Origin of the sequence: Rhizobium sp. 11_C7_N12_5 (assembly GCF_051811145.1) — a bacterium.
GTDB classification, from domain to species: domain Bacteria; phylum Pseudomonadota; class Alphaproteobacteria; order Rhizobiales; family Rhizobiaceae; genus Rhizobium; species Rhizobium lusitanum.
The window spans coordinates 757,790-770,692 of sequence record NZ_JBPWPY010000001.1; the positions used below are offsets into that span (position 1 = coordinate 757,790).

Annotated in this window: 14 protein-coding genes; 7 read left to right on the forward strand and 7 right to left on the reverse strand. The window is 60.9% G+C overall.

Annotated elements, in window-relative coordinates:
• Window positions 1-18: 18 nt before the first annotated feature.
• The 4 genes from era (at window position 19) to recO (ending at window position 3,344) form a co-directional block, all read left to right on the forward strand.
• The gene (era, locus tag AB8B29_RS03660; protein WP_037193870.1) at window positions 19-963 is read left to right on the forward strand and encodes a GTPase Era; all 945 of its coding nucleotides are present in this window, start codon (window positions 19-21) and stop codon (window positions 961-963) included.
• A gap of 85 nt (window positions 964-1,048) precedes the next feature.
• Window positions 1,049-1,801, forward strand: coding sequence for a Crp/Fnr family transcriptional regulator (locus AB8B29_RS03665; protein ID WP_037193873.1), 753 nt, complete (start codon window positions 1,049-1,051; stop codon window positions 1,799-1,801).
• A gap of 219 nt (window positions 1,802-2,020) precedes the next feature.
• Window positions 2,021-2,506, forward strand: a complete 486-nt coding sequence (locus AB8B29_RS03670; RefSeq protein ID WP_376774225.1) for a response regulator — start codon at window positions 2,021-2,023, stop codon at window positions 2,504-2,506.
• Between the two features lie 58 nt (window positions 2,507-2,564).
• Entirely contained in the window at window positions 2,565-3,344 is a 780-nt protein-coding gene (recO, locus tag AB8B29_RS03675) for a DNA repair protein RecO (RefSeq protein ID WP_113118324.1), read from the forward strand.
• A gap of 132 nt (window positions 3,345-3,476) precedes the next feature.
• Here recO and AB8B29_RS03680 read toward each other — a convergent pair whose 3' ends face one another.
• The 3 genes from AB8B29_RS03680 to AB8B29_RS03690 all read right to left on the reverse strand — a co-directional run bounded on the left by AB8B29_RS03680 (window position 3,477) and on the right by AB8B29_RS03690 (window position 7,849).
• A complete protein-coding gene (locus tag AB8B29_RS03680) occupies window positions 3,477-4,325 on the reverse strand; it encodes an MOSC domain-containing protein (RefSeq protein WP_113118323.1) in 849 nt (282 codons plus the stop codon).
• A gap of 10 nt (window positions 4,326-4,335) precedes the next feature.
• Window positions 4,336-4,989, reverse strand: coding sequence for an HD domain-containing protein (locus AB8B29_RS03685; protein ID WP_174156934.1), 654 nt, complete (start codon window positions 4,987-4,989; stop codon window positions 4,336-4,338).
• A 70-nt stretch (window positions 4,990-5,059) separates the two neighbouring features.
• Window positions 5,060-7,849 carry a DUF2339 domain-containing protein gene (locus tag AB8B29_RS03690; RefSeq protein ID WP_037193882.1) on the reverse strand — a complete coding sequence of 930 codons (2,790 nt, stop codon included), beginning with the start codon at window positions 7,847-7,849 and terminating at the stop codon, window positions 5,060-5,062.
• A 292-nt stretch (window positions 7,850-8,141) separates the two neighbouring features.
• Here AB8B29_RS03690 and AB8B29_RS03695 point away from each other — a divergent pair, with 292 nt between their 5' ends.
• The 3 genes from AB8B29_RS03695 (at window position 8,142) to AB8B29_RS03705 (ending at window position 10,015) form a co-directional block, all read left to right on the forward strand.
• The gene (locus tag AB8B29_RS03695; protein WP_037193886.1) at window positions 8,142-8,465 is read left to right on the forward strand and encodes a hypothetical protein; all 324 of its coding nucleotides are present in this window, start codon (window positions 8,142-8,144) and stop codon (window positions 8,463-8,465) included.
• 142 nt (window positions 8,466-8,607) lie between these two features.
• Window positions 8,608-9,114, forward strand: coding sequence for a superoxide dismutase family protein (locus AB8B29_RS03700; protein ID WP_037193888.1), 507 nt, complete (start codon window positions 8,608-8,610; stop codon window positions 9,112-9,114).
• A 262-nt stretch (window positions 9,115-9,376) separates the two neighbouring features.
• Window positions 9,377-10,015, forward strand: a complete 639-nt coding sequence (locus AB8B29_RS03705; protein ID WP_439006155.1) for an EF-hand domain-containing protein — start codon at window positions 9,377-9,379, stop codon at window positions 10,013-10,015.
• 60 nt (window positions 10,016-10,075) lie between these two features.
• Here AB8B29_RS03705 and AB8B29_RS03710 read toward each other — a convergent pair whose 3' ends face one another.
• The 4 genes from AB8B29_RS03710 to AB8B29_RS03725 form a co-directional block, all read right to left on the reverse strand.
• On the reverse strand, window positions 10,076-10,609 hold the full coding sequence (locus tag AB8B29_RS03710) for a tyrosine phosphatase family protein (RefSeq protein WP_113118321.1): 534 nt from the start codon (window positions 10,607-10,609) through the stop codon (window positions 10,076-10,078).
• Window positions 10,606-11,223 (reverse strand): HD domain-containing protein, encoded by a 618-nt coding sequence (locus AB8B29_RS03715; RefSeq protein ID WP_113118320.1) that lies wholly within the window; start codon window positions 11,221-11,223, stop codon window positions 10,606-10,608. Before AB8B29_RS03715 ends, AB8B29_RS03710 begins: the two co-directional genes overlap by 4 nt.
• Window positions 11,220-12,059 (reverse strand): CAF17-like 4Fe-4S cluster assembly/insertion protein YgfZ, encoded by an 840-nt coding sequence (gene ygfZ / locus AB8B29_RS03720; protein WP_113118319.1) that lies wholly within the window; start codon window positions 12,057-12,059, stop codon window positions 11,220-11,222. The genes AB8B29_RS03715 and ygfZ overlap by 4 nt, the downstream gene beginning before the upstream one ends.
• Window positions 12,060-12,132: 73 nt before the next feature.
• The gene (locus tag AB8B29_RS03725) at window positions 12,133-12,888 is read right to left on the reverse strand and encodes a hypothetical protein (protein ID WP_113118318.1); all 756 of its coding nucleotides are present in this window, start codon (window positions 12,886-12,888) and stop codon (window positions 12,133-12,135) included.
• Window positions 12,889-12,903 lie beyond the last annotated feature (15 nt).

The window sequence follows — 12,903 nt, forward strand, 5'->3', positions numbered from 1 at the left end:
CTGGAAACGACGGAAAAGATGACCAATCAGCAAGACACGCCCGCCGACGACGGCGCGGTTGAACAGACCGGTCCGACCCATTCGGGTTTCGTGGCCCTCATCGGCCCGACCAATGCCGGCAAGTCGACGCTGCTCAACCGGCTCGTCGGCGCCAAGGTTTCGATCGTCAGCCATAAGGTGCAGACCACGCGCGCGATCGTTCGCGGCATCGCCATCCACAACAATGCGCAGATCGTTTTCATGGATACGCCGGGCATCTTCAAGCCGCGCCGCCGTCTCGACCGCGCCATGGTGACGTCCGCCTGGGGCGGCGCCAAGGATGCCGATCTCATCATGCTGCTGATCGACAGCGAGCGGGGATTGCGCGGCGACGCCGAGGCCATTCTCGAAGGGCTGAAGGAGGTTTTTCAGCCGAAGATCCTCGTTCTCAACAAGATCGACCGTGTCCGCCGCGAGGACCTGCTGGCGCTTGCCGCCGCTGCCAATGAGAAGATCGCCTTCACGCAGACCTTCATGGTATCGGCCGAAAACGGCTCCGGTTGCGACGATGTTATGGACTATCTGGCAAAGACCCTGCCGGAAGGGCCTTGGTATTATCCGGAGGATCAGATCTCGGATCTGCCGATGCGTCAGCTCGCCGCCGAAATTACCCGTGAAAAGCTGTTCCTGCGGCTTCACCAGGAGCTCCCTTACGCCTCGCATGTCGAGACGGAAAAGTGGGAAGAGCGCAAGGATGGCTCTGTTCGTATCGAGCAGGTGATCTACGTCGAGCGCGAAAGTCAGAAGAAGATTGCGCTCGGCAAGGGCGGTGAAGCGATCAAATCGATCTCCACCGCATCGCGCAAGGAACTCTCCGCGATCTTGGAGCAGCCCGTGCATCTCTTCCTCTTCGTGAAGGTGCGTGAGAACTGGGGAGACGACCCCGAGCGCTTCCGGGAGATGGGGCTGGACTTCCCGCGTTGATGGAACTTTGCTTCGCTGAGTGCTTTATATTGCAACAGCTTATCGGGCCTGCCGCTTGAGCTGATGCAACTCAGGGAGGCGCTCCATGGCGAAGGCCGCGACGATGCATGGGCAACGAACGCCATGCCAACAATGTCCGTTGAGGTCTCTCCCGCATTTTCGCGAATTCGACCGCGATGAGCTGAATTTCATCAGCAGTTTCAAGAAGGGCGAGCTTCTCGTCGACGCGGGCGCCACGATTTTCCTCGAAGGTGCGCACAGCGCCCACCTCTTCACGATCCTGTCCGGCTGGGGTTTCCGTTACAAGACGCTCGAGGACGGCCGCCGGCAGATTCTGAACTATGTCATGCCTGGCGATCTCGTTGGCTTGCAGGGCTCGATCATGGGAGAGATGCAGCACTCCACCGAAGCGCTTTCGCCGATATCGCTCTGTGTTTTTGAACGCACGGAATTGATGACGCTCTACAATTCCCATCCGCCGCTTGCCTTCGATCTGACCTGGATTGCGGCCCGGGAAGAGCGAATACTGGATGAGCATCTGCTGAGCATCGGACGCCGGTCGGCAATCGAGCGAGCAGCCTATCTGATCGCCTACCTGTATCAGCGCGCCAGCGCCCTTCGGCTGTTCAATGGCAGCAAAGTCATTCCGATCACGCAGCAGCATGTGGCCGACACACTCGGCCTTTCCGTTGTCCATACCAATAAGACATTGAAAAAACTGGCCGAACGCGGGCTGATTCTCTGGCAGGAGCGCGGATGCAACGTTCTAGACGTGAAAAAGCTCGCCGAAATCGCCGGTTGGGACGGGCTTGATTCGGGCAAGCGGCCCTTCATTTGAAGGCAATTCATTTCGTCAGCGACATGTCTTTTTTAAATGTCGGCGGCAACTGTATCAGCATAGATTACTATCACCGTCACTTTTCGACCAGTTTCACCTTTTACTAACCCCGGCAGCAGAAGCGATTGGAGCATGTTGACGAGCCCATAGTGCCGCATTGCAAAAAGTGCGAAGCGGTTGAGAGGCGAGGTCATGTCACAAGGGACCGAGCCAGCACGGATGGGGAAAACCATCCATTCAATACGGGCCGATGATTGGCGCCGGAGGGATAGATGTGGACTTATTTACGGGGGGCGCCGCTTGGCGCACACACGCAGGGATGGCGCTGATATGACATTTCAGCGCGTCCTTATTCTCGAAGACAATCTCATTATTGCGATGGAGGCGGAGGAAATACTGCGTCTTGTCGGGATCGAGCAGGTGGAGATTGCCTCGAATCTGGAACAGGCGGTCAACGCCATTCATTCCGATACTTATGATTTTGCGATGCTGGACGTCAATCTCGGGGAGTCGACAAGCTTTGGCTTTGCCCGGCTGCTGGCCGAGCGCGGCATCGCCTTCGGTTTCGTCAGCGGCTATTCCGATACGCTCGATTTCCCGCCGGACCTGCGGCATGTGCCGCTTTTGAACAAACCTTTCGATGAGCAGTCCATGCGCCTCTTTGTCGAAAGGCTGACAGCGGTCGGCAGATCTTCCGCCATGTGACAGCCGCAGCTATTTGTCCTAAACTCGAATCGCGAATTCTTTTGGGGCAGACCAGCCAATGCAATGGCAGGACCACGCAATCATCTTGGGCGTCAAGCGTCTTGGCGAGACCAGCGTCATCGCCGAGGTGATGACGCGGTCGCGCGGCCGGCATATGGGCCTGGTGCGAGGAGGCCGGTCTCGTACCATGCAGCCGGTGCTGCAGGCCGGTAATCTGGTCGAAGTGACCTGGCGGGCAAGGCTGCACGAGCATCTGGGCGAATTTCGCATGGAGCCGATTGCATTGAGAGCGGCGCGGCTGATGGAAACGGCGACCGCCGTCTACGGCGTGCAGGCGATGGGCGCCCTGTTGCGGCTGCTGCCGGAGCGGGATCCGCACCCGCACCTTTACGATGCGCTCGATGTCATCCTGGAAAACCTGGAGAATCCCGCCGATGCCGGCGAGCTTTTCGTGCGTTTCGAGCTCGCGGTGCTGAACGATCTCGGCTTCGGTCTCGATCTGACCGAATGCGCGGCGACCGGCATACGCGAAGACTTGGCGTTCGTTTCGCCAAAGACCGGGCGCGCCGTCTGCCGTGCTGCAGGTCTGCCGTGGGCCGACAAGATGCTGGTCCTGCCGCCTTTCCTCACGATCGGGGCCGTCGTCGCCGCGGATAGCGAAAGCCTGGCCGCCGCTTTCCGCCTGACGGGTTTCTTCCTGCATCGCCATGTCTATGAGCCGCGCGGCATACAGATCGCCGCAGCGCGCGAGGGTTTCATTCAGGCGGCGCTGAAGGCGGTCAATTCCGTTGCGTTGGATGATACGACGGCCTCGCCAGTTCTCATCGCAAAGCACTGAAAAGCGGGCTGTGCGCCCGTGGCGCGATTCCCAGAGCAATTCCAGAAAAAGTGCGCAGCGGTTTTCCCTCCGGAATTGCGTAAAAATAAATGGATAGAGCGGTTTGGCGATTCCATGAAACGCTGAACTGCGCTATCGCCGCTTGAAGGCCCAACCCTCCGGCCGTTCCTCGATGACCGTCACCGCATCGCCGATCTTGACTGAGCCTTCGCCGCGCGGCACGACGTTCCAGCCGAACAGGGGACCGGGAACGCGGCGATCGGCGGACATGCGGACGCGACCCATGGCGGGCATCGGGTTCGGCACGTCGCGGGAGCCGGTCTTCTGATCCTGCGTCGTCATGATACAGCGCGCGCAGGGCTTCACCAGATCGAGGCGGATGCCGCCGATCTCGATCGTCGCCCAGCGGTCTTCCGGCCACGCCTCGTCGCAATCGATGACGATGTTCGGACGGAAGCGCTCCATGCCCACAGCGCCTTCGCCATGGGCAGCAAGATTGGCGTTGAGCGCCTTCAGCGAGCCGGTTGTGGTGACGAGGATCTGGTATCCATCCGAAAAGGTGACCGGCGTATCGTCGCCCGCCCATTCCGGATTGGCGGCGCGCTTGGCAAGCCCGTCGAAGAACACCATCTTCACGTCGCGCTTCAGCCAGTCGGACAGGGCCTTGTTGGTTTCTTCATCGGCAACCGATGCGCTGACGGCCGATTTCCAGACGATGACATCCATGCGATTGTCGGGGTGCGGCGGCGGCACGATGATGTCGGGCTTGCCCTCCATCTTCAGGCGCAGGTTGGAGGGGCCGGGCTGGATATCGATCTGCGCAAGCGCCTGCAGCTCGCGCTGGGTAATGAAATGGCCGGAGGGATCGACCAGCATGGCACGGCGATCACCGGTCAGCCCGAAGGCGTCGATGGCAGCCGATGGAATGGCGATGCCACGCGCGCTCTTGAGCGGATAAATAAAGAGATCGCTGACCCGCATAGTGTAGCCCTCAGATTTCGTCGATGAACATTGCCAGCACCGTCTTCAGCCGGTCGTGCCGCGCGCCTGCAAATCTGCGGCCGGTCTCGGTCTGGAAGCCATCCGCCAGTTTGAACAGCTTTGTCTCGAAATGGTCAATGGCGAAGCGCTTGTCGTCGAGCGGTCTCTCCGTTGCAAGCGGGTCGAACGGGTCGTAGAGGCCGGAACCGAGGCGGCCTGCGATATAGAAGCAGCGCGCCGCGCCGACCATGCCGATCGCGTCCAGCCGGTCGGCATCCTGCAGGATCTTCGCCTCGAGCGTTTCCGGCGGAAGATTGGCGGAAAAACTGTGCGTGGTGATCGCATGCGCCGTGGCCGCAATGTCGGCATCCGTCCATCCGAGCTGCCGCAGGATGCCCGAGGCCTTCTCGGCCGCCAGCCGCGAAGCCTGCGCGCGATGGGGCGAATTCTTCTCGACCGCAACGCAGTCGTGCAGCAACACGGCCGCGGCGAGTATCCGGGCATTGCCGCCGTCCTCGGCCTGGATAGCCATGGCGTTCCTGAAGACGCGCAGGATATGGGCAATATCATGCGAACCGTCATCGCCGTCGGCGGCATGCGGGATAAGATCCGCCGCCAGCGTTTCGAAGGGGGCAAACGCCCGCGCCATCCTGTTGGTGTCCATTATCGCACTTGCTCCGGAATGATCTGTCGCCAGGTTCCCTCGTCCTACCGGGACAAGGGATTCGCCGCAATCACCCCGTCGTCTTCTTGCGTGTCAGGATCTTCTGGTAGAACAGGCCGATGCCGATCAGGACAGCGCCGAGGCCGATGAAGGACAGGGCGCGCAGGAAACCCTCGAGGTTTGCCATATCGATCAGGAAAGCCTTTACGACGGCAATGAAGACCAGCGCCGCCGAGGCGATACGCAGGCTGCGTGCCTCGAAACGGGCGCCGAGCCCGAGAAGGGCGATGCCGATCAGCAGCCAGACGACGGAATAGGAATAGAGTTCGCCCTGGATGAAGCCGTTCCAGAAAGGAATGTATTCCCCCTGCCATAGCCGGCGCACCGATAGCGTCGCCCAGGCAAGGGCCATGACCGCGCCGGCAACGGCCAGCATGCTTACATAGGGTAGGGGGCGTCGGTTCCGCGCATAGAGCGCCAGTCCGCCATAGGCGATGGCGGGCAGGAGATAGCCCAACAGCAATAGATTGAACAACGGAATCCGACCGGCGCTCTCGCCAGTGATAAACGGGTTTAATCCCAGCAGATGCAATGTCAGGATCAGGATGACCGAGAGGGTGCCGAGAGCCATGCTGCCATAGCGGAAGACAGGGCTCGCGGCGCTGAGGTCGAGGGCCATCAGCGTCGCGGAAGCACCGATCGCCAGCAGCGTGTAGATCGATTGTTCTCCGAGTGTTGGCACGGCGTCATTGAGGACACCGCCATTCATGGCATGGCGCACCAGGATGGCGATCGTCAGCAGCAAGAGGAAGGAGGCCAATGCCTGCAGCGCGTTGCGCAGCCGGACACTTGGAGAGTGACGGACCGTGAAAGCCGCCAACACGGCAAGTGCGGCAGGAATGCCGTAGCCCGCCAGCAGCATGTTGAAGACCGGTGTCGTGCCGAGCTCGGACGGATCGACGATGGTCGGCTGCCAGGCGATGCGCGCCATGGTGATGATCAACGCGGCGACCATGGTCCAGGGAAGGACCGGCCAGTCGCGCACGCGCGCCGCCGAAACATAAGCGATGCCGAGGACCGGCAGCAGTATGGTAGGCGCGGCGTCATGCGCAAACATGTGCAAGGCAAAGACCATGGCGCCGAAGGAGCCGGCGGCGAGTATGTTGGTCGGCAGGTTCAGCCCTTCGCCCGAGCGGCGATGTTGCCATTCTGCGAGCGCCATCAGGACTATGCCCAGCCCGATGCCATAGAGGCCGTGCAGCCAGTCGAACGTCCAGTTGCCGAAATTGATGAAGCTGATCGTCGCGATCGCCAGCGGCGTGGCGGCCATGATCAGGCTCCAGAGCGCGGCGAAGGGCTTCTCGCCCTCTGCGAACCGCCTCAGAAAGAAGGCGCCGACCAGCACGAAGATGGCTCCGAGACCGAGCGCTTCATAGAGCACCATGCTCTGCATCGTCACGATACCGTCGGCGCTGTTGGGCTCGACACCGGCAATCCAGTTGGTCAGAACGCCGGACACGCCAACGACGGCGACGACGGCTGACAGGATCGCCGCCCAGCCCGCATGAATGCGGCCAGCGCCGAAAGCCGCCACTGCCGCGACGATCGCCGCGAACATGAACATGGCATCGACGATGGGATATCCAGATTGGAGACTGTAGGTCAGCAGGTGGAGTGATACCGCAAGGGCGCCGATCGACGCCGTCAATGTCATGCCGAGCGGCGGTCGGGCAAGGAACGCGCCCCAGCCGCCGGTGCTCGCTAGCTGCATCGAATCGGCCGCCATCTCTGTCCCTATGCCATCTGCGGCCTTCGCGGCAGTGGCAGCCAGGTAGCGTCCCGGCCAGATGAAAATGGTGCCGCCGATCATGGCAAGCATGGAAAGCGTAACCGGCGTGAAGTCCACGACTTCGCTGTAGGCGACATAGAGCATCGGCCAAAGGCTGAGCAGCGCATTGGCAAAGGAGGGCGTAATCAGCCAACGCCGCAGCCGCGACGCGAGCAGGGTCGCAAGCCACGTCAGAACGAGATAGCCGAACAGGACCCATGGCTGCGGCGCCGTCGACGCGATCAGGGCGGGGGTGACCATGGAGGCGAGCAGACCGAGGCCGGCGAGCGCCTGTCCGTGCTGCAGCGACAGTGCAAGCGTTGCAAGCGAGATCAGGCCCAGAAGAACGAAGGCCGTCGCCGGCCCGATGAAGCCATAGATCCCATGCGCCGCATAGGTCGATCCGAACAACGCGACGACGCCGGCTGCCGTCAGCACGCCGGGGATCATCGCGTTCTGGAAGGCATTGCCGAGAACAGGCGCTGAGCGTCGGCGAATGATTTCGCCTGCCGCGACGAGGATCAAGCCGAAGATCGCCGCGAGCACAAGCCGGACGCCCGGGCTCAACAGGCCGCTCTCGATCGAATACTTGACCATGAAGATACCGCCAAGCGCGAGAGCGATGCCGCCGACCCACACGGCCCAGCGCGCGCCGATCGTGCTTTCCAGGCTCTCTCTCGGCTGCGGCGCTTCCCGCGCCGCGATATCCGGACCACCATCCGTGATCGTGTCGTCCGTGAGTGCATCGGGGATGTTGCGCGCGGCGATGGCAGGTTCTTCGATGCCGGCCGCGGTAGGCTCTTTGATTGCCGCTTCGGTCGGTGGCTCCTGGATGGCTGCTGCGGGTCCCGCGGCGGCGGCGATCGCCGGCTCCGTCATGCGGACTGATTCGCCTGCGTCCGCCATCAGCACCCTGCCAGCGAGCGCATTTTGCAACTCCTGGACGCGCGTTTCCAGCCGCTTTATCCGCAGATTGTATCCTCGCAGTATGAAAATACCGACGATCAGGATGACGAGCGGCAATAGTTCCATCATGTCCTCTCTAGGCAATCCGCCGCACAATATACCAATCGGCCAGAACGGTAAGACCAGACAGTAAAATTTGCTTATGATTCCAGTTGATTATGGCCATCGTCTCGATAAAGCCATGCGGAAGAAATATTAGACAATTACGATTTACTGCTTGAAAACTATGGTTAATACTCATTAACAATTTGTCTTTACGAGCCGAGCAAAGCAGCTTATCAAGGCTGCATAGTTCAACTCTGAATGTATTGCGTACAAACGATGTCGCATGAGGCGGCTCCTACCTCAGGAGGTTTGTATGTCCCATGTTTCTTCCATATCCAGCAGCTCCTATCCGTATCGCGGCACGCTTTCGCGTCTCGATGCCAATGGTGACGGCGTCCTCAGTCGTACGGAGCTCGAAGCCGGCGAGCGTCCAGGCATTCTCGAAGCCAATACTGATAGCTCCGCCAGCGCATTGGGTGGCCTCATCGCAAAGCTGATGCAACTGCCGAGCGCCGATGCGGCATCCACGGCCACGTCGCCGCAATCCAATATTGCGTCTGGCGTGGACCTTCTGTCGCCAATGGATGCCTACAACAACACCTATGGCCAGTACGACGTCAGCGGCATAGCCGCCTGATAGATGTCCGCTGCAGTGTTTTGGCGGCCAGCCGGATATGCCGGCGGGCCGCCTTGTCTATTTGATGCAGCCGCATTTCCCCTCCTCGGAACACTCGTCTCCGCCAAGCGTTAGATACCGACACGCAAGGGAGAACTGTTCCATGAAACGGATGATGATCGCTGCAATTCTCACTCTCGCCGCGGCCTTGCCCGCCGCAGCGCAGAGCCAGGGAACGGCGACGGCCGATTTTGTCGGTCTCGATGGCAAGCAGGCGGGGCGGGCAACGCTGACCGAAGGCAAGGCGGGCGTGCTGATCGAGATGGAGGTGTCCGGCCTGCCGTCCAATCGCTGGGTGGCTTTCCACATTCATGAAAGCAGCCGCTGCGATCACACGCACGGATTCGAGTCCGCAGGCGGCCATTTCAATCCCACAAAGGCCGAGCATGGTTTCCTTGCCGCCAAGGGACCGCATGCGGGCGATATGCCCAACCAATATGTCGATCAGGACGGCAAGCTGCACGCCCAAGTGTTCAACGGCATGGTGTCATTGAACGGCAAGAATGGTATTCGCGGCCGGACGCTGATGATCCATGCCGACTCGGATGATTACCGCAGCCAGCCGGTTGGTGGTGCCGGCAAGCGCCTCGCATGTGCTGTCATTCAATAGATGAGACGGTCAGGGTGATTCGGACCCTTTATGCTGCCGGTGTGTAGCAAAGGTTGTCTTCGCCGCGCCAAGGCCCATTGGCGATATGATTCGGTAGCTGTCAATTGAGGTTAATGATCAATTAACACATATCTTTAATCACGCGACCAAATCGACCTATTCTATCCGCAGATGAATAAGTGTGCCGGGGGGTAACCGAACACGCCGATGGCGTTTGCTTTAGGAGATTTGGATGAGTGGAGTTTCTTCAGTTGGAAGCAGCATGACGGCTGCCTCGTACAGTCCCCTTGATAAGAACCAGGACGGCATTGTGGACGCCCAGGAATTGCAGCAGGCGGCACAATCCGGTCTCCTGTCGGCAAGCGTCCTCAGCGACGAGGACAATGGCAGCAGCAGCGATCCGAGCGCGACCGATGTTTTCTCCGGCAATCTGGCATCCATGCTGCTGCAGATGCAGCAGACAGGCGCCAGCCAGTCGAGCACGGCTTCGTCCACTGGCGGCTCATCCAGCCAATCGCCCATGGACCAGCTGTTTGCCAGCCTCGACACCAATAAGGATGGCAAGGTTTCGGCGGACGAGTTCGTTGCCGGGCGACCGAAGGACATGAGCGAAAGCGACGCCCAGAACCTTTTCAAGAGCATTGATACGCAAGGCTCTGGCTCGCTGTCGAAGGATCAGTTCGCCGAAGGCCTCGATGTTCTCAAGCCCCTGGACGCTTCTGCCGCCGACATGCTGTCCCTGGAGCCGACGTCCAGCGGCAGCAGCGCAACGAGCTTAGCCACGACTGCCAAGAATAACGCGCTGGATAACTTCCTTGCCGAAATGCAATCGTCGATGAATCTCTATCAGAATACCTACGGCCAGTATGATCTTGACCAGACGGGCAGCGCTGCGGCCTGATCCATCGGGATGGATTGTTGCGATACGGATGGAGGCTGCGCAAGCGCAGTCTCCGTTCTTTCATAGAATGTCGCTGTGCACAGCCAATGGCAGGATGAAAGGCGCGTTGCCATCGGCATCCGCGCCGCGTCCGATCTCCTTGACCGCCGCGACCAGCCGGCCCTTGCGCCCGAGCATGTCGTCACCGATTGCGATCAGCCGGGCATTTGGTGTCGCATAAGGGGAGGCCGAGCGCAGGCGGCGGACGAGCGCCAGATCGTCCTCTTCCGGATGAACGGCGAGGGCCGCGATCAGCGCCGCGGCTGGCGAACGCGATACACCCATCCAGCAATGGATCAGCAAGGGCGCCGCGCGATCCCATTCCGCTGCAAAATCGATGATGGCGCGAACATGCGCCTCCTGCGGGGCGATGAGATCGCCGGTGCCGGCAAAGCTGATATCGTTCATGTTGAGCAGCAGATGACGTTCCGCCTTGATGACGGCCGGGCGGTGAAAGGCATGCTCCTTGGCCATCAGGCTGATCATTTCGCGCGCATGATGGCGAACGGCCATTTCGGCGATGCGTGCCAGCGGCGATACGACGATCGTCGTCACGCACCGATCCTCATCGACGTGCGCTCGGCCTCGATCGCCTCGAAGCGCCTTAGGAACAGCCGCTGCGCCTCGATGGCCGGCATGGGTTCGATCGGCAGCATCTCGCGGGTGATGTCGCGGGGTTGACCGAAGAACTTGCGCGCCTCCTCCGGCGTGAAGCCGGCAAGCAGTGTCGCCTCGAAATAGGCCGAGACCGTATCGGCCTTCTTGATCTTTTCCTTCAGCTGCGGAGCGCAATGCGGGGGCAGGGCAAAACGACGATAGATCGCCGCTTCGAGCCGTTTCTCGACCGCCTTGTAGTCGCCGCCGACCACCGACTTGAACGGCGAGATCATATCGCCGATGACATATTCCGGTGCGTCGTGCAGCAGCGCCGCCAGCAATTCGTCCGGCGTCGCCGGGTTCAGATGACGAAAGATCGCTTCGACGATGAGGCTGTGCTGCGCCACTGAAAAGGCATGATCGCCATAGGTCTGGCCGTTCCAGCGCGCAACGCGGGCAAGCCCATGGGCGATATCGCTGATCTCGACGTCGAGCGGCGACGGATCGAGCAGGTCGAGCCTCCGTCCCGATAGCATGCGCTGCCAGGCGCGCGCAGTCTTGGCCGATGTCATGCCGAAGCCTCGTCGGCCTGGGAAGGGAAGGAGAGGCCGGACCAAGCAGGCAGCGATACCGAGACGTCGGTATCATCGGCCCGGATGGGTGTTCCTGCTGCCATGGCTTCGCCCGCGCGGTCGATGCGGACGATGGCAAGACCCTTGCTGCCTGCGGTCGAACCGAGCGTGCCCACAGGCTTGCTGCCCACGGTGAGTTCCGTGCCGGAGGCGGGCAGGTCGGCATTGCCGCTCACGATGACGACGCGCCTGCGCGCCGTGCCGCGATGCTGCATGCGGGAGACCACCTCTTGGCCGACATAGCAGCCCTTGCGGAAGCCCAGGCCGCCGTTGAGGTCCAGCAGCACATCGTGAGGAAACGCGTCCTGCAATGCGAAATCGCGGCCGGAAACGGCAACACCGTTGGCGATGCGCAGCGCGTCATAAAGCGTCTCGGCATCGTCCCCATGTTGGCCCGATGTGCGCGTCAGCGTGATGCCTGCCTTGGCGAAGCGGCTATCCTTGGGGCCGTCGGTTGCCTTGTCCGCCCAGGCGACGGTAACGCCTTGAATATCTTCGACGCCGAAATCGACCTTGGCGCGCAGCCGGTACATGGTGAGCCGCTTCAGAAGGCCATCGCGCTGTGCCGTGTCTGTTTCGAGCAGAAAGCCGGAGCCATCTCGCCAGATCATGAAGTCGAACAGGATCTTGCCCTGCGGCGTCAGCAGCGCCCCGGGGCGCGCTTCGTCGGCGCCGAGCGAGACGAGATCGGTGGTGATGAGATTGTGCAGGAACGATTCCGCCTCGGCGCCGGCGACGCGGATGAAGGAACGGTCTCTCAGGAATACGGCTGGCATGATGGATCCGCTGATTTGGGCTATGATCCAGAGGTAGGGCCTTCGACCGGGAACCGCAAGTTCTCCGACCAGATCATTCGCCCGACGTGAAAAATTTCCACTTGCCGTCCGGCGTGATGCCGACGCGATAGAAATTGTAGCCGCCGAATTCCAGCATATCGGCGTAGTCGCCCGCCGTGACGATGCGCATCAGGTCGACCTTTTCCGGGGTGGAGAGCGTCTTGATGTCTTTCTGCGCGAAGTAGGGCCAGACATAGATTTCGTCCGGCGTACCCTGGCCGACATGGGCAAAGCCGGTCGACATGATGTCGAGGAGGATGGACAGGATTTCGATGCCGTCCGGATCGCCCGAAAGATCGTGCAGGGTCTTGATCGGATCCTCGCCGGGATTGTCGGCGGTGACCTGGGTCTGCTTGAGACCGCCACCGATATTCATCAGCGGGCGCAAGCGCTCGAGATCGCCTGAGGCTGCCGCCTCCACGATCGCCTCACGGAGCTTTCGCACCGGTTCCGGCGCCTTGTTGATGTCGAAGAGGAACTCGACCGACTTGTTTGCGCTTGCTGCATCGCCATTGCCCTGGTCGGCTTGCTTGTTGACCAGCGGATCCGGCGTCGGGAGCGTAGTGGACGGCGCTTCCAGTGCTTGCTCGACAGGTTTCTGGTTCTTCTGCTGAGCGGAGGCGCCTGGAGCGTTCGGTTGGGAAGCTGGTGGATTGAGCTGCGAGAAGGCTAGTGCCGGCAACGGCAAGGCAACGGAACCGGCAATCATGGTTACGGCTGCAAACGAGGCAATGGAACGGCGACACTCGTTGCCCGGAAACATATGCATAAACAATCTCTGGTT